This is a genomic window from Actinomadura oligospora ATCC 43269 (assembly GCF_000518265.1).
Lineage (GTDB): Bacteria > Actinomycetota > Actinomycetes > Streptosporangiales > Streptosporangiaceae > Spirillospora > Spirillospora oligospora.
In genome coordinates, this window is the sequence record NZ_KI912412.1 from 303,201 (window position 1) to 322,230 (window position 19,030).

At 70.2% G+C, this 19,030-nt stretch carries 20 protein-coding genes; 8 read left to right on the forward strand and 12 right to left on the reverse strand.

Annotation, left to right across the window (positions count from 1 at the left end; all coding sequences use genetic code 11):
• Positions 1-130: 130 nt before the first annotated feature.
• Positions 131-742 carry a lytic polysaccharide monooxygenase auxiliary activity family 9 protein gene (locus P696_RS0141425; protein WP_026416933.1) on the forward strand — a complete coding sequence of 204 codons (612 nt, stop codon included), beginning with the start codon at positions 131-133 and terminating at the stop codon, positions 740-742.
• Positions 743-824: 82 nt separating this feature from the next.
• Here the strand turns inward: P696_RS0141425 and P696_RS51700 are convergent, their stop codons facing one another.
• Complete coding sequence (locus P696_RS51700; protein WP_051469091.1) at positions 825-1,439, reverse strand: zinc-ribbon domain-containing protein; 615 nt, start codon at positions 1,437-1,439, stop codon at positions 825-827.
• A 283-nt stretch (positions 1,440-1,722) separates the two neighbouring features.
• Between P696_RS51700 and P696_RS0141435 the strand changes: the two genes are divergently transcribed.
• Together P696_RS0141435 and P696_RS0141440 are read left to right on the forward strand one after the other, a co-directional pair.
• Complete coding sequence (locus tag P696_RS0141435) at positions 1,723-3,267, forward strand: long-chain-fatty-acid--CoA ligase (RefSeq protein ID WP_026416934.1); 1,545 nt, start codon at positions 1,723-1,725, stop codon at positions 3,265-3,267.
• A gap of 98 nt (positions 3,268-3,365) precedes the next feature.
• A complete protein-coding gene (locus tag P696_RS0141440) occupies positions 3,366-5,081 on the forward strand; it encodes a hypothetical protein (RefSeq protein WP_026416935.1) in 1,716 nt (571 codons plus the stop codon).
• 85 nt (positions 5,082-5,166) lie between these two features.
• On the opposite strand, the gene P696_RS0141445 is transcribed toward P696_RS0141440, so the two are convergent.
• Entirely contained in the window at positions 5,167-5,499 is a 333-nt protein-coding gene (locus P696_RS0141445; RefSeq protein ID WP_026416936.1) for a nuclear transport factor 2 family protein, read from the reverse strand.
• Positions 5,496-6,890: an MFS transporter gene (locus P696_RS0141450; protein WP_026416937.1), complete on the reverse strand. Its 1,395-nt coding sequence runs from the start codon at positions 6,888-6,890 to the stop codon at positions 5,496-5,498. Before P696_RS0141450 ends, P696_RS0141445 begins: the two co-directional genes overlap by 4 nt.
• Before the next feature lie 86 nt (positions 6,891-6,976).
• On the opposite strand from P696_RS0141450, the gene P696_RS0141455 reads away from it, so the two are divergent.
• Positions 6,977-7,708 (forward strand): TetR/AcrR family transcriptional regulator, encoded by a 732-nt coding sequence (locus tag P696_RS0141455; protein ID WP_026416938.1) that lies wholly within the window; start codon positions 6,977-6,979, stop codon positions 7,706-7,708.
• Positions 7,709-7,785: 77 nt separating this feature from the next.
• Positions 7,786-8,442, forward strand: coding sequence for a maleylpyruvate isomerase N-terminal domain-containing protein (locus P696_RS0141460; protein WP_026416939.1), 657 nt, complete (start codon positions 7,786-7,788; stop codon positions 8,440-8,442).
• A 3-nt stretch (positions 8,443-8,445) separates the two neighbouring features.
• On the opposite strand, the gene P696_RS0141465 is transcribed toward P696_RS0141460, so the two are convergent.
• The 5 genes from P696_RS0141465 to P696_RS0141470 form a co-directional block, all read right to left on the reverse strand.
• Positions 8,446-9,588 (reverse strand): acyl-CoA thioesterase/bile acid-CoA:amino acid N-acyltransferase family protein, encoded by a 1,143-nt coding sequence (locus P696_RS0141465; RefSeq protein ID WP_211246008.1) that lies wholly within the window; start codon positions 9,586-9,588, stop codon positions 8,446-8,448.
• Between the two features lie 176 nt (positions 9,589-9,764).
• The gene (locus P696_RS55430; RefSeq protein ID WP_084339031.1) at positions 9,765-9,953 is read right to left on the reverse strand and encodes a DUF397 domain-containing protein; all 189 of its coding nucleotides are present in this window, start codon (positions 9,951-9,953) and stop codon (positions 9,765-9,767) included.
• Positions 9,946-10,137, reverse strand: a complete 192-nt coding sequence (locus tag P696_RS55435) for a DUF397 domain-containing protein (protein WP_084339033.1) — start codon at positions 10,135-10,137, stop codon at positions 9,946-9,948. The genes P696_RS55430 and P696_RS55435 overlap by 8 nt, the downstream gene beginning before the upstream one ends.
• Positions 10,130-10,321, reverse strand: coding sequence for a DUF397 domain-containing protein (locus tag P696_RS55440; protein WP_084339035.1), 192 nt, complete (start codon positions 10,319-10,321; stop codon positions 10,130-10,132). Before P696_RS55440 ends, P696_RS55435 begins: the two co-directional genes overlap by 8 nt.
• A complete protein-coding gene (locus tag P696_RS0141470; RefSeq protein WP_026416941.1) occupies positions 10,314-11,150 on the reverse strand; it encodes a helix-turn-helix domain-containing protein in 837 nt (278 codons plus the stop codon). The genes P696_RS55440 and P696_RS0141470 overlap by 8 nt, the downstream gene beginning before the upstream one ends.
• A gap of 116 nt (positions 11,151-11,266) precedes the next feature.
• Between P696_RS0141470 and P696_RS51705 the strand changes: the two genes are divergently transcribed.
• Entirely contained in the window at positions 11,267-11,755 is a 489-nt protein-coding gene (locus P696_RS51705; RefSeq protein ID WP_157430245.1) for an ATP-binding protein, read from the forward strand.
• Here the strand turns inward: P696_RS51705 and P696_RS0141480 are convergent.
• Positions 11,709-12,566 carry a helix-turn-helix transcriptional regulator gene (locus tag P696_RS0141480; protein ID WP_026416942.1) on the reverse strand — a complete coding sequence of 286 codons (858 nt, stop codon included), beginning with the start codon at positions 12,564-12,566 and terminating at the stop codon, positions 11,709-11,711. The genes P696_RS51705 and P696_RS0141480 overlap by 47 nt on opposite strands.
• Before the next feature lie 102 nt (positions 12,567-12,668).
• On the opposite strand from P696_RS0141480, the gene P696_RS0141485 reads away from it, so the two are divergent.
• The gene (locus P696_RS0141485; protein WP_026416943.1) at positions 12,669-13,400 is read left to right on the forward strand and encodes an SDR family oxidoreductase; all 732 of its coding nucleotides are present in this window, start codon (positions 12,669-12,671) and stop codon (positions 13,398-13,400) included.
• Between the two features lie 12 nt (positions 13,401-13,412).
• On the opposite strand, the gene P696_RS0141490 is transcribed toward P696_RS0141485, so the two are convergent.
• Both P696_RS0141490 and P696_RS0141495 read right to left on the reverse strand, forming a co-directional pair.
• On the reverse strand, positions 13,413-14,765 hold the full coding sequence (locus tag P696_RS0141490) for a cytochrome P450 (protein ID WP_245628014.1): 1,353 nt from the start codon (positions 14,763-14,765) through the stop codon (positions 13,413-13,415).
• A gap of 35 nt (positions 14,766-14,800) precedes the next feature.
• The gene (locus tag P696_RS0141495; RefSeq protein ID WP_034489639.1) at positions 14,801-15,736 is read right to left on the reverse strand and encodes an alpha/beta fold hydrolase; all 936 of its coding nucleotides are present in this window, start codon (positions 15,734-15,736) and stop codon (positions 14,801-14,803) included.
• A gap of 180 nt (positions 15,737-15,916) precedes the next feature.
• On the opposite strand from P696_RS0141495, the gene P696_RS0141500 reads away from it, so the two are divergent.
• A complete protein-coding gene (locus P696_RS0141500; RefSeq protein WP_026416946.1) occupies positions 15,917-17,290 on the forward strand; it encodes an aspartate aminotransferase family protein in 1,374 nt (457 codons plus the stop codon).
• Positions 17,291-17,344: 54 nt separating this feature from the next.
• Here P696_RS0141500 and P696_RS0141505 read toward each other — a convergent pair whose 3' ends face one another.
• Positions 17,345-18,898: a GMC family oxidoreductase gene (locus P696_RS0141505; RefSeq protein WP_026416947.1), complete on the reverse strand. Its 1,554-nt coding sequence runs from the start codon at positions 18,896-18,898 to the stop codon at positions 17,345-17,347.
• Positions 18,899-19,030: the final 132 nt, after the last annotated feature.

The following is a 19,030-nucleotide window of genomic DNA, read 5'->3' on the forward strand; positions in this document are numbered from 1 at the left end:
CGGATGGGGGGTTGACGAGAATCCGACAGGAAGGTTTCTTGTCAGTAAGGGCCGGTCCCCGGTTCCTCCGGTCCCGGCCACGCCCCCTCCGGAGCCCTGCCCGAAGGCTCCCCCCGCCAAGGAGACGCGCATGCCCGGAACGCGCACGTTCACTCCACGCAAGACCACGCTCCTGCTCGCCGCCGTCGCCGGACTCGGCCTGCCGCTGCTCAGCGCGGCCCCTGCCCTCGCGCACGGCTACACCACGTCGCCGCCCAGCCGGGCGCTGCTCTGCAAGCAGGGCGTCGTGAGGAACTGCGGCCCGATCCAGTGGGAGCCGCAGAGCACCGAGGGCCCGAAGGGATTCCCGTCCGCCGGGCCCGCCGACGGGACGCTCTGCGCGGCGGGTGACTCCCGCTGGGCCCCGCTGGACGACCCGCGCGGCGGCGCCTGGCCCGCCAGGTCCCTCACGTCCGGCGCGTCCTTCTCCTTCACCTGGACGCTGACCGCCGCGCACGCCACGACCTCGTTCCGCTACTTCGTCACCAGGGACGGCTGGAACCCGGCGCAGCCGCTCACCCGCGCCCAGCTCGACCCGACGCCGTTCCTCCAGGTCGACTACGGCGGCAGGATCCCGCCCTACAGCGTCACCCACACCGGAACGCTGCCGGTGAAGCACGGCCGCCACATGATCCTCGCCGTCTGGACCATCGCCGACACCGCCAACGCCTTCTACCAGTGCTCGGACGTCGACTTCGGCTGATCACCGCGCCGACAGGTCCGCCCGCCGCCCCGGGGAGGGACGGCGGGCGGACCTTCGGGCGCGAAACCGGGGCGGGTGAGGGTCAGTTGCCGGAGGAGTCGCGCGCGAGGGAGAGGACGCCGGTGATCTGGACGCGCGTGAGGGCCAGGTCGGCGCCGACGGCGTTCAGGGTCTCCTCCTCGGAGAAGGTGAGCGGGCCGTCCAGGAGGGCGATCTCGGCGGCGGCGCGGAGGATGTTCTCGCGGGCCTCGGGGGCGAGGGTGTCCGCGGAGCGGGCCATCTCGACCCGGATGTCGTCGAAGGACCGGCCGAGGTCGGCGTCCAGGGCGGCGGTGTCGTACCCGACGCCCGCCTGCCGGACGATCTCGACCGCGCGCTCCCGGGCCCCGGGGTAGGTGACGTCCCCGGACCGGAGCACCTGGACGACGGCCATCCGCAGCAGCGTGCCCGGCATCGTGGAGAGCTGGGCGCTGGTCGGGACGGCCAGGACGCCGGTCGTCCAACGGCCGTGGCAGGTGTCGCACTGGACGATCTCGGGCCCGGTCTTGTTGAGCGGAAGGACCGGGATGAAGAACAGGGTGAAGAAGTTGCGCCCCTGGCGGCGGCGGTACTCGCGGTCGCCGCCGCAGTTCGGGCAGTGGAACACGCCCCGGTCGAGCGTGAAGTACACGACCCGGAAGCCAAAGATGATCAGCACGTGGCAGGTTCCCCTCTGTCGCGGCCCCGGCGGCCGCCTCGCGGCGGCCCTTCGGCCGCGTCCCCGCCCCCGGCCGCGCCTTCGGGACGGTCCTCGGGACGGGGTCGCCGCCATGCTAGCGATGAACCACGACACATCCGGTAAAACCGGGCGTTCAGCATTCCTGCAGCAAGAAAGCCCATGTCAGGGGCTGGCGCGCCCGCCCACCCATGGGCAAGGATGTCGGCAAAACTGCATAAACTCGTCAGTAATAACTGCCTGGTGACTCAGCGCGAGGAGTGCCATGTACAACCTGTCCGTCCTGCTGGAGGACGCCGCCCGCGAGACCCCGGACCGCGACGCCCTGGTCTTCGGTGATCTGCGGCTGTCCTACACGTTCCTGAACACGGTCGCGAACCAGGTCGCCAACCTGCTGCGCGAACGCGGGATCGGACCGGGCGACAAGATCGCGCTCTCCTCGCCGAACCTGCCGTACTTCCCGATGGTGTACTTCGGGGCGCTCAAGGCCGGAGCGGTCGTCGTCCCGCTGAACGTGCTGCTCAAGCCGCGCGAGATCGCCTACCACCTCGCCGACTCCGACGCCAAGGCGTTCTTCTGCTTCGAGGGCACCCCGCAGCTGCCGCTCGGCGAGACCGGGCACGCCGGGTTCGAGCGGGCCGAGAACTGCGAGCACTTCTTCCTGCTGCCCGCGAACCCGGCCGCGACCGAGTCCCCGATCGACGGCGCCGAGCTGTTCTGGGCGGCGCTCGCGGGCAGGTCCGGCGAGTTCGAGCCGGCCCCGACCGAGCCGACCGACACCGCCGTGATCATCTACACCAGCGGGACGACCGGCCAGCCCAAGGGCGCCGAGCTGTCGCACAGCAACCTGCTGACCAACGCGATGATCGACGACACGCTGTTCGCCCGGTCCCCGCACGACGTCACGCTCGTCACGCTGCCGCTGTTCCACATCTTCGGGCAGAGCTGCGTGATGAACGTCAGCCTCTACCGCCGCGCGACCATGGTCATGCAGGCCCGGTTCGACGCCGACGAGGCGATCAGGCTGATGGTCAAGGAGAAGGTGAACTTCTTCGCGGGCGTCCCGACGATGTACTGGGGGCTGCTCACGCACGAGACGTCCGCCGAGGACATCGCGACGATCAAGGAGAACCTGAACGTCTCGGTCTCCGGCGGCGCGGCCCTGCCGATGGAGGTGCTGAAGGGCTTCGGGGAGAAGTTCGGCATCCAGATCCTCGAGGGCTACGGGCTGTCGGAGACCTCGCCGGTCGCGTCGTTCAACCGTCCGGACCGTCCGACCAAGCCCGGCTCGATCGGCCTGCCCATCTGGGGCGTCGAGATGAAGCTGATCACCGACGACTGGAAGGACGTCGAGGGCGAGGGCCCCGGCGAGCTGGCCGTCCGTGGGCACAACGTCATGAAGGGCTACTACGGGCGGCCCGAGGCGACCGAGACCGCGATCAGGGACGGCTGGTTCCGCACCGGCGACATCGCCCGCCGCGACGACGAGGGCTACTACTACATCGTCGACCGCTCCAAGGACATGATCATCCGTGGCGGGTACAACGTGTACCCGCGGGAGCTCGAAGAGGTCCTGATGAGCCACCCGGACGTCTCCCTGGTGGCCGTCGTCGGCATCCCGCACGACTCGCACGGCGAGGAGATCAAGGCGTACGTGATCCGCACGCCCGGCTCGTCCCTCACCGAGGACGAGCTGATCGCGTGGGGCAAGGAGCAGTTCGCGAACTACAAGTACCCGCGCGTCGTCGAGTTCCGCGAGGAGCTCCCGATGACCGCGACCGGCAAGATCCTCAAGCGCGAACTCCGCTAGCGGACCCCGCGGTCCGTCCGGGAAAGCGGCCGGACGGTCCGGCGAACCTCTCGTGACGGCGGCGCACCGAGCGCCGCCGTCACCACGGGAGGAATCGCATGGCGTTCAAGACGACACGGACCTTCAGGGCGAAACCGGCGTTCAAGGCGACCGTGGCGCTCTCCACGGCGACCCTGCTCGCGGGGACCGCCCTCCCCGCGAGCGCGGCCCTGGCGGCCCCCGCGCCGTCCCGGGCCCCCGCGGCCCCGTCCCACCCGGCCCCAAGGCCGCCCTACCTGCACGGGAACTTCAAGGACGGCCTGGTCAGGAGCGGCCCGGACCGCGAGGCGAAGGCGCGGCGTCCGCACGCGACCCCGGCCGCCGGCGAGCACGTCCTCAAGGCGGACGTCCTGGACCGCGACGGCAAGGCCCCGTCCACCCAGCGCGCCAGCCAGCTCTACGTCTGGCCGCTGAACGGTGACGACCCGATCGGCATCGACGTGGCGGACGGTCACGGAGAGGCGCCCGTCCCGGACGGCGGCTACGTCCTCGCCATCAAGATCCGCGACACCGCGCCGGACGGCCGGACCAGCGTCGTCCAGCTGTACGACCCGAAGGTCGAGGTCAAGGCCGACACCACCGTGACGCTGGACGGACGCGCGGCCCGTCCCCTCCGCGTGACGGCCGACCGGCCGGACGCCAAGACCGCCGACTCCGCCTCGGTCATCTCCCAGCGGCTCGGCACCAAGTACCGGGCGGTCACGACGCTGCGGGCCGACGACGTCTACGTGACGCCCGCCGCGCCCGGCGACGACCTGCAGCTCGACGTCGCCGCGCGGCTGACGAAGGACGGGGCGCAGAAGGGCAGCCCGTACGCCTACAACATCAGCTCGTCGGTCAAGGGCATCCCGGCCGACCCGAGCGTCCGCGTCCGCACCGCCGACCTCGCCGAGGTCCGCACCGGGTACGCGAGTCCCGGCGGTCCGAACTGCTCCAGCGGCTACGCCTCCCCCTCCTGGACGACCGACATCGAGTACGCGCTCCACAACGATGTGGGCTCCCTGCCCGCCGAGCGCATCGAGTACTTCACCCCCGGCGTCGACTGGTACCTGAGCCAGGCGGTCACCGACGAGTCCTGTTCCTACAACGACTACGACCTCCTCCTACGCCACGAGTGGTTCCCCGGCCCCGGTCGCCACGCGCGCACCTGGGGACAGGCGCCGTTCGGGCCGGGCCAGGGCGGGCTCACTCCCGACAGCGACGGCGCGAACCTCGTCGAAGTGCCCATGGTCAGCAGCGCCGACGCCGACACCGTCGCGGGTGGCCTCTCGTTCACCCAAGGGACGACCTACCTGATCGACGCCTCGGGCACGGTCGTCGCGAGCAGCAGCGTCCCCGGCTACCTCAACGGCTCGCCACCGGCCGCGCCCGGCTCGTACACGCTCACGGTCGACGCGAAGCGCTCGGCCCCCTGGACGGACCTCTCGCCCCAACAGCACATCGCCTGGAACGTGAAGGTCACCGACCCGAAGGCCACGCTCCCGCTCGGCGTCGTCCGCTACAAGGCCCACGGCCTGGACGCCTCGAACCGCGCCGCCGTGAGCTCGTTCCAGACGCTCTCCCTCACCCCGGACGGCCTGACCACGAACACGGCCCCGAAGCTCTGGACGTCCACCGACAACGGCACGACCTGGCAGTCCGTCCCGGTCTTCAAGGACGGCACCGGCTGGAAGGCCGCCTTCCGCAACCCGGCGCGGGCGGGCTTCGTCTCGCTCCGCACCCAGGTCGGCGGCGTCGTCGACCAGACCGTGATCCGCGCCTACGGCGTCCGCTGACCGAACGCGAACGGCGTCCTGGCCTCACTCGGAGGCCAGGACGCCGTTCCCTGTCTCAGCCGGAGGCCCCGGCCGATGCGTCGTTTCAGACGAAGAACCCGATGACGCTCCGGATGCGTCCGTCCTCGAACTCGACCGCGTCGTAGCCGGTGGCGACCTCGCCGAGCTTCCAGGTGAACAACGCCTTGCCGTGGTGCTCGCCGATGACCTCACCGAGCCTGAACCTCAGGTCGCCGAACTTTCCGTGGGCGACGCCGATCGCGTCCGACAGCGCCTCGTGCCCGCGCAGGCCCGCATAGTCGGGGTCGGAGTAGACCGAGTCCTCGGTCAGGACGGACTTGATCAGTTCCATGCGGGCGGCGGCGTCCCGCTCGTTCCAGACCTCGATGTAGTCGCGGATCAGCTGGTCGTTGTTCATCGGACGGCTCCTTCGAGCGAGGGTGACTGTTCTGAGCTGGAAACAGATCGGGGGGACTTGAGCGCGAGGGCGATCAGCCCCCCGACGACGGTGACGGCCGCGGCCGTCCATCCCGCGGCGTGCAAGCCGGGGAGACTCTGGGACGAGGAGGTGGCGATCGCGACGAAGACCGCGAGGCCCATCGCGCCGCCGACCTCCTTGGCGGTGCTGGCCAGGCCGGACGCGACGCCCTGCTCGTCCGGTGCGACGCCCGCCCCCGCGGAGGCGAACAGGGTGACGAAGCCGAGGCCGCCGAACAGCCCCCACACGACGCTGCCGGGGAGCAGCGTCCAGAAGCCGCCGCCGGACGTGGCGCCCGCGACCGTCATCGCGATGCCCACACCGGCGCCGACCATCGAGACGGCGAGCGTGGTGCGGACGCCCCAGCGGCCGATCGCCCTCGGCGCGGCCTTCAGGGCTCCGTACATGCTGACCAGCGTCAGCGGCAGGAACGTCAGCCCCGCCTCCAGCGAGCTGTAGCCGCGGACGGGCTGCAGGTAGGAGACCAGGATGTAGTAGCCGCCGCCGAGCGTGCTCTGGAAGAGGGCGATCACGATCATGGTGGTCGCCAGGCCGCGGCTCCGCGCCAGCCGCAGCGGGATCAGCGGATCCCGGGTGCGCGACTCCACGACCAGCAGCACCGCGAGCAGCACGACGCCCGCCGCCAGCGCGCCGAGGGCGCGCACCGAGACCCATCCGGCGTCCGAGCCGCTGGCCAGCCCGAACACCAGCAGCGCCGAGCCCGCGGTCGCGAGCACCGCGCCCGGCACGTCGAACGAACCGGACGTGCGGGCCGGGTCGGCGGGCAGCAGCCGCGGCGCGGCCAGGGCGCAGCCGAGCGCCAGCGGGACGTTCACGTAGAACACCCACTCCCAGCCCAGGTAGTTCGTCAGCACCCCGCCGAGCAGCGATCCGGCGGCGAGGCCCGCGCAGCCCGCCATGCCCCACGCGCCGAGCGCCCGGTTCCGCTCGGGACCCTCGGCGAAGCCCCGATAGATGAGCGTGAGCGTCGCGGGGGTCAGCAGCGCCCCGCCCACTCCCTGGACGGCGCGGGCCGCGATGAGCGTCCCCGCCTCGGCTGCCAGCCCGCCCGCGAGCGACGCCACGCCGTACAGCGCCAGGCCGGTCATGAACATGCGGCGCGGTCCGAGCCGGTCCACGGCCCGTCCGCCGAACAGCAGCAACCCGCCGAGCCCGACCGCGTAGGCACTGACCACCCACTGCACGGACGACGGGCCGAATCCCAGCGCCTTCCCGATGTCGGGCAGCGCGACGTACACGATGTTGTAGTCCAAAGCCACGATGAGCTGCGTCAACGCCAGCAGCCCCAGGCGCAGCCGATGCTGTTCCATCTCCCACCCTATATGCCGTTGATTTACTACACGCCGTTCAAAGTTCTACACGGCGTACAGTAGCCCAACACTGTAGAGTGTCAAGCGTGACCGAGCAGACGACGACTCCGACGACCCGGACGCCGAACCGCCGCGCCCGGCTCCGCGCCCAGACCAGCGACGAGATCAAGGAGATCGCGCTCCGGCTCATGGCCGAGGGCGGTCCGGACGCCATCTCGCTGCGCGCCATCGCCCGCGAGATGGGCATGACGGCGGGCGCGATCTACAGCTACTTCCGCACCCGGGACGACCTGGTCACGACGCTGATCGGCGACGTCTACACCGCCCTGGTGGAGGCCGCCTCGGCCGCCCGCGACGCCGTCCCCGAGTCCGATCCGGGCGGCCGGATCATGGCCTGGGCGCAGGCCATGCGCGAGTGGGCGATCGCCGAGCCCGCGGGCTTCCGCCTGATCTACGGCGACCCCGTCCCCGGCTACCAGGAGCCCGTCGACGGTCCCGGCCAGGCCGCCGAGCTGCGCGCCTGCACGGCCCTCACCGACCTCGTCGCCGCCGCCTGGCCGACCGCCGCCCCCCTCCAGCAGGACGGACGCTCCTACAGCTGGGACGACTTCGACCCCGGCCTCGTCGCCCACGTCCGCGAGGACTTCCCCGACCTGCCGCCGGAGGCCATCGCCCTCACGCTGCGCGTCTGGGGCCGCATGCACGGCCTCGTCGCCCTCGAGATCTACGGCCACCTCCGCCCGCTGATCCACGACCCGGCGACCGTCCACCGCGACGAAATGCGCGCCCTGGTCGCCTCCCTGGGCCTGACCGCCTGACCACGCGCCGCGCGACCGCGCCGGTGCCGCCGGAATGTTGTTGTCGCTCCCGCAGGGGCGCGGCTAGCGTGCGGCAGGTGGACCACTTCTCGCGTTCCTGGACGGCGTTGCTGGCGGCCGTGGCCGAGACCCCGGACGAGGACTTCGAGCGTCCGTCCGGATGCGCCGGATGGTCGGTCCGCGACCTGGCCTGCCACCTGGTCATCGACGCTCAGGACGTCCTGATCACCCTGGTCACGCCCGCCGACGGCGCACCAACGGCCGACGCGGCCACCTACTGGGACGTCCAGGACGAGCCCCCGACCGGCGACGATCCCTTGGACGCCCTGATCCCCCGCCTAGCCGCCGCCTACGGCGAGCCGCGCTGGCTCAAGTTCCACCTGGACGACGTAGGCACCGCAGCCGGACGCGCCGCCACCCTCGCCGACCCGGCCGCCCGCGTCAGCACGCAGGACAAGGTCCTCACGGTCGCCGACTACCTCACGGCGTACGTCCTCGAATGGACGCTGCACCACCTCGACCTGATCGCCGATTTCCCCGACGCCGCCGCCCCTCCGGCCGAGTCAACGTCCGCCGCCCGCGCCCTCCTGGAACGGATCGCCGGGGCCCCGTTCCCGGCGTCCCTCTCCGACAGGGCCGCTCTCCTCATCGGCACCGGCCGCCGCGTCCCCACCACCGAAGAAGAAGCCGCACTCGCCGACTTCCCGCCGAAGCTCCCCCTCATCCTCGGCTGACGCTCAACGACCGAGCCCTGAGAGAAAGCCGAGCACCTGATCCCAGCCCTGCCGCTTGGCAACGGCGTTCGCAGGACGGCTACCGCCCAGGTCGCTCAAGAGGCCAGTGACCGGATGCCGGAGCTTCGTGCCCCCAGCGAGGTAGGGAAATGTGCCGACCCCGTGCCCGGCCCCCGGATACACCAGCGTCCGGTGAGGAAACCGATCGTGGGCGTCGTCGAGTTCGCTCATGATCTGTTGAGCCGACGCCTCCGAGGCCCACAGCTTGTCCTGGGTTCCGGCGACGGCCAGGACGGGCCCGTTGATGTGATCAACCGCAAGAGGCGCCAGCGGGATCTGCTCTCCCCCACGGGTCCATGCGACGCCGCTGGGGTAGCCCCCGTGGATGGTGGATGCGGGCGCGTAGTCGATGACGCCGTGAACGATGCCGGGGTAGAGCTGAGCGACCAGGAGCGCCGCCTCACTGCCTCGGGAGTATCCCTGGACGATCAGGTGGGCCGGATCGACGCCCGGCTGAGCGGCCAGCAGACGAGCGGCGCGCGCGAAGTACTCGATGGGGATGTTCTGGAGGGTCTGGGGCAGCCCGGGTTCGGCGAAGTAGGCGACGCTGAGAGTCGGAAAGCCGTGCGAGGCGAGGAGTGCGGCCTCTGGCAGCCCGGTGTTTCCGCCCTCGGACCCGCCGATCAGCAGGACGGCCGGATGGCGCGGCGTCCCACGCGGCGGCAGGAACAGGCGTCCGGAAACCTTGTCGGCAGCGAGCGTGAACGTCTTCTGGGTGACACCGGACGCCAGCCACTGGCGCGTCAGCGTCCGCTGAGCCAGCCGTTTCCCGTGCGCGGTCACACCGATCGTCACCTGGAAGGACGGCTCCGGCGCATAGAAGCCCTGCTGGTCGGGATCGCCGCTGGGCGGGTTCATCGACCAGAACAACCCCATACCGTCCACGCCGGTGTAGGTCCCAGATGTCGGACGATCGCGCCCCAGGTCAACGGCCCCGTGAGCGTCCGCGCGGAACGTCACCTCCCCGCGCCAGGACTTCCTTTGATAGTCGGACGCGGTAGCGGTCACGCTGACCCGATCCCCCGCCCGCAACCCACTGACGGAGATGTGGACGGCCCGATCAGCAAGACCCGTCTGGGCGTCCACATTCAGGACGGCATGAGTGCTGTGCGCCTGACTGCACCCAGCGAGGGAACTCACAGCGAGGAGAACCACTCCCGCAGCCGAACCTAACCCCCGCGCAAAACCACCAGAAGAGCGCACCACCACAACACCAAAGTGCGCCCACCAAGGGGCGCACTCCAGCGAATGACTACATCCGGTCAGCCGATCCCGGCCCGGACCTTCCCGAACAACAGGGCCAGTGCCTCCCGCGACAACCTCAGATGCCCCGCACCAGGATTCTTGCTGTCCCGAACCCCAACAGCACCGACCAGGCCAGCCAACTCGACGCAGGCTCCCTGTTCAGGGCCACTGCGACTCGCCTTCCGCCACACGGCCTCTTCATTCATTGGACGCCTCGCGCACACGCCCGAAGAGTTCGGCGAGCGCAGAACAGGACAGGCTCAGGTGACCTGCATGCGGAGCCTTGCTGTCGCGGACGCCGACCACACCAGCCAGGCCAGCCAACTCGACGCACTCGCCCTGCTCAGTACCGCTGTAGCTCGACTTGCGCCACACGGCCTCGTCATTCATGAGAAGACCTGCCCAAGCTCCCGAGAAGCTCGGCGAACGCCGAGCGAGACAGAGTGAGGTGCCCCAATTCCGGAGCCTTGCTGTCGCGAACACCGACGACATCCACCAGGTCGGCCAGTTCGACGCACGCGCTCTCTTCGGGGCCACTGGCTTTGGCCTTGCGCCACACAAGCTGATCAGTCACGGAACGCCTCCATAACTCGCCGGATCAGCTCGATCGAGCGCTCCACGCTCAAGGCCGATCCACTGATCCGCTCGTACCTCAGAGCGTACTTCAGGACATCGGCCGGCGACGCTACCAGCCGCCCCGTCCCGGGGGCGTCCGTGTAAGCGGCCTCTCCCCAGGGATCTCCTGTGAGGAGCTGAAACGAGCCCGCGAGGCCCGCATGCGCACCGCACTCCCACGAGCGGGGCACGACCCGAATCATGATGTGAGCCTGCTCGGCCGCGTTCAGCAGATATTCGAGCTGCTCCCGCATGATGCGCGGGGACCCGACCGGCCAGTCCAGGGCGTTCTGGCTCAACAGCAACGAGACGTTGGGCGGCGCCTGCTCACGCGCGAGCATCTCCTGACGCTGCAAGCGCCTCATCACGATGCCCTCGACATCAGTCTCGATGGATGAGGCGACCAAAGCGCGCGCGTAGTCCTCGGTCTGGAAGAGCCCCGAGATGACCTGCGCCTCGTAGAGACGAAGCCACGTCGCCTGCTGCTCGAACTTGACGTACTGGGGGAACCATTCGGGATCGTGCCCAAAGCTCGCATACCACACGAGCAGCGCGAAGAGATCGACCGTCCCCAGCGCCAGGTCGGCCTTCTCCGCAAGAGCCAGGTCGAGTCGCTCCTCCCCACGCTCAATCCGGGAAACCTTCGACTTGCTGATCTGGAGAGCACGCCCGAGCGCCTCCCCGGACAAACCCTTCCGTTTCCGCGATTGCCGCAGGTAGTGAGCACTGAAGTTCCACAGGTTGCTCTTGGGGTCCGGAAGCTGAAGAAGCGACTCACGCGTGGCCATGACACCCTCCCTCTTTCCCAACCTTTCCCGGATGCTGACGGTACACGCGACATCACGCCGCGTCAGGAGAACTGTGTGACTCACGGCACAGGATTCTCGGAAGGCGGGTGGCGAGGGTGGGCGATCAGGTGGGGGACGGCGGGTCGATGTTCCGGCGGGCGTTGTTCGTCAACGCGGACGCGTCGGACACGGCACGGCTCCTGACCAGGCAGGTTCTCGAGAAGTGGGGGCTGGTCGAGTTGCGGGACGAGGCGGAGACGATCGTGGGCGAGTTCGTCGCGAACGTGGCGGCCGTCCAGCCGCAGGGGACCGTTTTCGGGTTGCGGCTCATCCTCGATCGGACGCAGGTCGTCATCGAGATCCACGACCATTCGCCGGACGAGCCGCGTTGGCCCGCGCCCGCGCAGGAGCTCGACCTCCTCGCCGAATCCGGACGCGGCCTTTTCATGGTGCGGGCCCTGGCAAACCAGTACGGCCACCGGTTCACGTCCGGCCGGATCAAAATCGTCTGGGCCACGCTGTCCGCGCCCATCGCCTATGGGAACGGACGGGAATCCGTCACGGGAGCTGAGACTGTGCAGTCGCCAGCTTCTGAGTACCGATGACGCGGAGCAACTTCAGCGCCTCGTGCGAGTCCGTTCCGGGCGTCGCCGTGTAGAGGATGACCTTCTGGTCCCTTTCCGGCACGACGAGCACATCGCAGTGCAACTCCATAGGGCCGACCACCGGATGCACCATCGTCTTGGTGTTGCTACGCCGGATCTCCACGTCGTGCTCCGCCCACACGCGACGGAACAACTCGCTCCCCTCCAGCAACTCCTCTAGCAAAGCCTTGATGCCCGGGTCGTTCGGGTAGCGACCGCGAGCCGCGCGAAGGTCGGCGGCCGAGGCCCTGGCGAACTGGAAGTACTCGTCCTCCTCGGTGATCTGCGCCGACTCCGCGACCAGGAAGAACCAGCGGAGCGGGTTGCGGTCGCGGGGCGGCAGCGCCGAGAAGTCGGCGAGGAGCGCCGAGGCCATCGCGTTCCAGGCGAGGACGTTGTAGGCCGCGTCCAGCACGTAGGCGGGGGTGTCGTCCAGGCGCTCCAGCAGGTGGACGATGCCGGGCGGGACGTCCTGCGGCGGCCCTTGCGGCGGGGCCGGAGGCTCGCCCGCCAGGTGGAACAGGTGGGTGCGCTCGTCGTCGCTGAGCCGCAGGGCACGCGCCAGCGCGCCGAGGATCTGCCTGGACGGGTTGGGTCCGCGCGCCTGCTCCAGCCGGACGTAGTAATCGACCGACATGTCCGCCAGGCGCGCGACCTCCTCGCGGCGCAGGCCGGGCGTGCGGCGGCGCGATCCGGATGGCAGCCCGACGTCTCCCGGGCTGATGCGGGCGCGGCGGACGCGTAGGAACTGTGCGAGCTCGGCCTTCTCCACGCGTCCATTCTGCGGCGGTTTCAGAGCCCAAGGGTGGTACCGCTGATCCCAGCTTCGCGGAGTCTCTCCTTCGCGCGGACGGATGCGGCCAAGCTGACCTGCATGAACGAGAAGCGCATCGCCCTGGTCACCGGGGCCAACAAGGGAATCGGGTTCGAGGTCGCGCGGATGCTGGGCCGCGAGGGGATGACCGTCCTCGTCGGGGCACGCTCGGAGGAGCGCGGCGAGAAGGCGGCGGCCGAACTCACCGGCGACGGGCTCGACGCGCGGTTCGTCCGGCTGGACGTCACCGACGACGAGACCATCGAGGCCGCCGCGAAGTGGATCGAGACCGAGTTCGGACGGCTCGACGTCCTCGTCAACAACGCCGGGATCGCCCCGGCCGAGGCGAGCGTCTCGCCGAGCGAGCTGGCCGTGGCGGCGCTGCGCATGACGTACGAGACGAACGTGTTCGGCGTCGTCGCCGTCACGAACGCCATGCTGCCGCTCCTGCGCCGCGCCGACGCCGCGCGCATCGTGAACGTGTCGAGCGAACTGGGCTCGATCACCCTGCTCAGCGACCCGGACGGCGTCTACTATCCCTTCAACCTGCTGGCCTACAACTCGTCCAAGACGGCGCTGAACGGGATCACGCTGTCGTACGCGAAGGAGCTGGCCGACACCGGCATCAAGGTGAACGCCGCCAATCCCGGTTACACGGCCACCGACCTGAACGCGCACACCGGTTTCCAGACGGTCGAGCAGGGCGCGGGCTTCGTCGTGCCGCTCGCGCTCCTGCCCGAGGACGGCCCGTCCGGCGGCTTCTTCACCGGGACCGAGCCGCTCCCCTGGTGACGCCGGTGGGCGTCAGAACGCGCACTCCAGGTGCTTGATGCCGTTGATGAAGTTGGATTCCAGGCGTTCGGGAGGCGCCGTGGTCCGGATGTCCGGCAGGCGGCGGAACAACTCGCGGAACATCACGGTGATCTCCTGCCGGGCGAGGTGCGCGCCGAGGCAGAAGTGCGGGCCGGGCGCGCCGAAGCCCAGGTGCGGGTTCGGGTCACGGGTGATGTCGAACGTGTCGGGGTCGTCGAACACGGTCTCGTCGCGGTTGGCGGAGCAGTAGTACATCAGGACCTTGTCGCCGTCCTTGAACCACTGTCCGCCCAGCTCGTAGTCGCGCGTGACCGTCCGTCGCATGAGGTTCACCGGGCTCGCGTACCGGACGATCTCCTCGACGGCCGTCGGCGCGAGCCGTTCGAAGTCCGACGTCCAGAGCGCGCGCTGGCCGGGGTGCCGGGTGAGGAGGTCGAGGCCGTGCGCGATCGCGTTCCGCGTCGTCTCGTTGCCCGCGACGATCAGCAGGATGAAGAACGAGCCGATCTCCGCGTCCGTGAGCGACTCGCCTTCGACGTTCGCGTGGGTGAGGACCGAGGTCAGGTCGTCGGCGGGACGCTCCGCGCGCTGCGCGGCGATCTCGTGGACCATCTGCCGCAGCTCCTCGCCCGCCGCGATCACGCTCGGCCCGAGCTCGGCGAGGTCGGGCATGTACTCGGGGTCGAACGAGCCGACGATCAGGTTGGACAGCTCGAAGACGCGGTCGTGCCGCTCCGGCGGGACGCCCATCAGGTCACAGATGATCTTCAGTGGGAGCCGTCCGGCGACCTCGGCGACGAAGTCTCCGCCGCCCTTGGGCCGGAAGTCCTCGATGATCCGGACGGCCGCTGCGTCGATCGCGTCGGTGATGCGGGCGACCACGCGGGCCGTGAAGGCGCGCGACACGATCCGGCGCAGGCGGGCGTGCCGCGGATCGTCCATCGTGATCATGGAGCCGAAGTACTCCATGAACTCCGGCGGCGGGTCGAGCGTCCCGGCGATCGTCCCGCGCGAGGAGCAGAACACCTCCGGACGGCGGCTCGCCTCGGCCACGTCCGCGTGCCTGACCAGCGCGTAGTGCCCGTTCCCTCGCTGGAACCCGAACGCCTCCATCCACGGCATCTCGGGCTCGGGGAACAGCACCGGGCGGTCCGCCCGCCGCAGCTCCGCGAACACCGCGACCCGCTCCTCCCAGGGCTTCGCCCAGAACGCCAGGTCACCCGGATTGACGCTCGCCGGGTTGACGCTCGCCGGGTCATCGTCCGCCGGTCCGTCTGGGCTGGTGTGATGGTGGAGATCGTCCGGGCCGGACATGGTCACCGCCTCTCGCGCACGTCCCTCCATCGTGGCAAAGCAAGCGCTTGCGTCAACCCTGGAGTTCAGCGGGCGTCGATCCAGCGCAGGATCCGGCGGTTCACCTCGTCCGGACGCTCCAGATGCAGGAAGTGACCGGCGTCCGGGACGAGTTCGGCCCGCGAGTCCAGCGGGAGGGCACCCAGGAGCGCGGCCCGGTCGGCGAACACTCCGTCCGCGCCGAAGCATCCGTCGGACGCTCCGTGCAGGTAGAGCGTGGGCCGCTTCCCCGGACGCGACGACGCGTCCTGTTCGGCGGCATAGCGCGGCAGGTGCAGGGACGCGTCGAGCATCGCCCGGTAGTAGCCGATCGCGGCTTCCATGTGGGCGGGCGTGGCCATGCACCGCATGAAGCGCGCCACCTCGTCCGCCATGCCGCCGACGCCCGTCGTGCCGTCGGCGCCGTCGCTCGCCGCCGTGCCGTAGCCAGGCGACCAGTCGCGCCAGAGCCCTGCGACGAAGTCCTCGGTCATCGCCATCGCGGCGAGCGGCGTCTGCATGAGGAAGACGTAGAACGAGCGCTTGAGCTGCTCATATGAGAAGAACGACTGGAGGATCGCGCCCATCGGCGGGACGGCCAGCGTGACGACGCGCCGCCAGCGTTCCGGCGCGGACGCCGCCGCGGCGTAGGCGGCCGACGCTCCCCAGTCGTGCCCGATCAGGACGGCGTCGCCGTCCCCGCCGAGCACCTCGTGCAGCGCGTTCGCGTCGGCGGCGAGCGCGCCCGTCTGGTACGCGCCGTCCTTCGGGATCGCGGTGGGCGCGTACCCGCGCATGAACGGCGCGACCGCGCGGTACCCGGCGTCGGCCAGCTCGGGCAGCAAATGCCGCCACGTGTGCGCCGAGTCGGGGAAGCCGTGGAGGCACAACGCCAGCGGCCCGGACGCGGGCCCGGCCGTCCTGTACGCGAACTCCAGCCCGTTCGCCTCGACCACACCCGACCCGATCGCGGGGTCCGTCATCGGGAACCTCCCAAGCGCTCGCTTCGCCCGTGAGCCTATCGAACCGTGAGAAGACTCACGAGATGTGCGGATCTCGTTATTATCTCGGCCTGTTTACATCGGAATCCGTACTTGGTTAGCATCTAGACAACTGGATCGCTCGCAGACAGCGAGGGATACTCGGCTTTGCGAGGAAGAGTGATGACACACCCGTCCGAGTCGCTTCAGTCGGCCGCCCGCGACCACCTGTGGATGCACTTCGCCCGGCACTCCCCGGTCGCGGCCGGGGCCGAGGTCCCGATGATCGTCCGGGGCGAGGGCGCGTACGTCTTCGACGACAAGGGCCGGCGCTACCTGGACGGCCTCGCCGGGCTGTTCACCGTGCAGGCCGGGCACGGCCGCGAGGAGCTCGCCCAGGCCGCCGCCAAGCAGGCCGCCGAGCTCGCCTACTTCCCGATCTGGTCCTACGGCCACCCGAAGGCCGTCGAGCTCGCCGCGCGGCTCGCCGACCTCGCCCCCGGCGACCTCAACCGCGTCTTCTTCACCACCGGCGGCGGCGAGGCGGTGGAGAGCGCCTGGAAGCTCGCCAAGCACTACTACAAGCTGGTCGGCAAGCCCACCAAGCACAAGGTGATCAGCCGCGCGGTCGCCTACCACGGCACCCCGCACGGCGCGCTGACGCTGACCGGCCTCCCCGGGATCAAGGCGCCGTACGAGCCGCTCGTGCCGTCCGGGTTCCGCGTCCCGAACACCAACATCTACCGGGCGCCCGCGCACGGCGACGACCCCGAGGCGTTCGGCCGCTGGGCCGCCGACCGCATCGAGGAGGTCATCGAGTTCGAGGGCCCCGACACCGTCGCCGCGGTCTTCCTCGAGCCGGTGCAGAACGCGGGCGGCTGCTTCCCGCCGCCGCCCGGGTACTTCCAGCGCGTCCGCGAGATCTGCGACAAGCACGACGTGCTGCTCGTCTCGGACGAGGTGATCTGCGCGTTCGGCCGCCTCGGCACGATGTTCGGCTCGCAGAAGTTCGGCTACGAGCCGGACATCATCACCTTCGCCAAGGGCGTGACCTCGGGATACTCCCCGCTCGGCGGCATGCTCGTCGCGGACCGGCTGTTCGAGCCGTTCGCGCAGGGGACGACCATGTTCGCGCACGGCTACACCTTCGGCGGACACCCGGTGTCGTCGGCCGTCGCGCTCGCCAACCTCGACCTGTTCGAGCGCGAGGACCTGCTCGGCCACGTGTCCCGCCAGGAGTCGGCGTTCCGCGCGACCCTGGAGAAGCTGCTCGACCTGCCGATCGTCGGCGATGTCCGCGGCGACGGCTACTTCTACGGCATCGAGCTGGTCAAGGACAAGGCCACCAAGGAGACCTTCGACGGCGAGGAGACCGAGCGGCTGCTGCGCGGCTTCCTCGACAAGGCCCTGTTCGAGAACGGCCTGTACTGCCGCGCCGACGACCGCGGCGACCCGGTCGTCCAGCTCGCGCCGCCGCTGGTCAGCGACCAGGCGCAGTTCGACGAGATCGAGCAGATCCTCCGGTCCGTCCTGACGGAGGCGTGGGCGAAGCTGTAGCCGCACGCGGGAAGGGGCGGGCCGCGCGGCCCGCCCCTTCTCCCATGCCCGTTCCTATGTCCGCCGGATGATGTCGGCGGCGTACTCGCCGATCATGACGGACGGCGCGTTGGTATGGCCTCGGATGATCTCCGGCAGGATCGACGCGTCCGCGACCCGCAGCCCGTCGACGCCGCGAACGCGCAGGTCAGGATCCACGACGGAGTCTTCGTCGGTGCCCATCCGGCAGGTTCCGGTCGGGTGGAAGAGGGTCTCGGCGTGCGCCCGGACGTACGCCCTCAGCGCCGCGTCGTCGTCGCCCTCCCGGTGCGGCGTCATCGGACGCGTCGCGTACTGGGACACGGGCTCGCCGTCGAGCAGCTTCTCCCCCATCCGCAGCCCGGTGACCAGGCGCGGAAGGTCGCCGGGCGCGGACAGGTACCCGGGGTCGATCAGCGGTTTGGCGTACGGATCGTCCGACGCGAGGGCGATCCGCCCGGACGACTCGGGCCGCAGCAGCACCACTCCCAGCGTCACGCCGTGCTCGGTCGGCTCGTCGAGCCCGGCGCGGATGAGCGGGACGGGCGCGAACACCAGCTCCAGGTCGGGCGCGGGCTGCTCGGGACCGCTGCGGGCGTACACCACGCCCTCCCCGACGTTCGAGGTGAACGGCCCGCGCCTCAGCAGCAGGTAGCGCGCGATGTCGCCACGGCTCCCCGCGCCGACCAGCGTGACCGGTTCCGGACAGTGCCGGAGCAGCATGATCGCTAAATGGTCCTGGAGGTGCCGTCCGACCTCGGATCGCTCGACGACCGGCTCGACGCCGTGTTCACGCAGGTGGCCCGCGTCGCCGATGCCGGACAGCATGAGCAGGTGCGGGGAGCCGACCGCGCCCGCGCTGAGCACGACCTCGCGACGCGCGTTGACGCCGCCGCCGCGCGCGAGCCGGACGCCGACGGCCCGTCCGTCCTCGACCATGATGCGCGCGACCTGCGCATTCGTCAGGATCCGCAGGTTGCGCCGCCGCCGGGCCGGACGCAGGTACGCGTCGGCGGTCGACCAGCGGCGGCCTCGCCGCTGGCTCACCGGGACGATCGAGTAGCCCTCGTTGTCCGGGCCGTTCAGCTCGTCCAGCCGGGTCAGGCCGGCGTTCTCGCACGTCTGCAGGAACGCGCGGGTCGTGACGTTCGGGTCGCGTTGCTCGGAGATCGTGACCGGTCCGTCCGTCCCGTACACGTCGCCGGTGTTGCTGCCGACGCGGCCCTCGGCGCGGCGGAAGTACGGCAGGACGTCGTCGTAGGTCCAGCCTGGCACGTCCCAGCCGTCGTAGTCGGCGCGGGTGCCGCGCGCCCACATCATGGCGTTCATCGAGGACGACCCGCCGAGCATCCGGCCGCGCGGCCAGTAGATCTCGCGGCCGTCCAGCCCCGGCTGCCGGGCGGTCTGGAAGTCCCAGTCGAGCGTGGTCTTGAAGAGCCTGGTGAAGGCCGCGGGGATGTGGATCTCCTGCTTCCGGTCGGTTCCCCCGGCCTCCAGCAGAGCGACCCTGACCGAGGGGTCCTCGGACAACCGGGCGGCCAGCGCCGCTCCGGCGGACCCCGCGCCGACGATGACGTAGTCGTAATCCACACCTTAGAGATATCACCTGCTCGCTCTGTTGACTCGAGATAACCGCGTTTCGGTCTGACCGATTGCGGCGCTGTGATGCATGCCACAGTGCTCGCCACGAACCGTTCGCGCCACGATCACGTCTGGGACAAA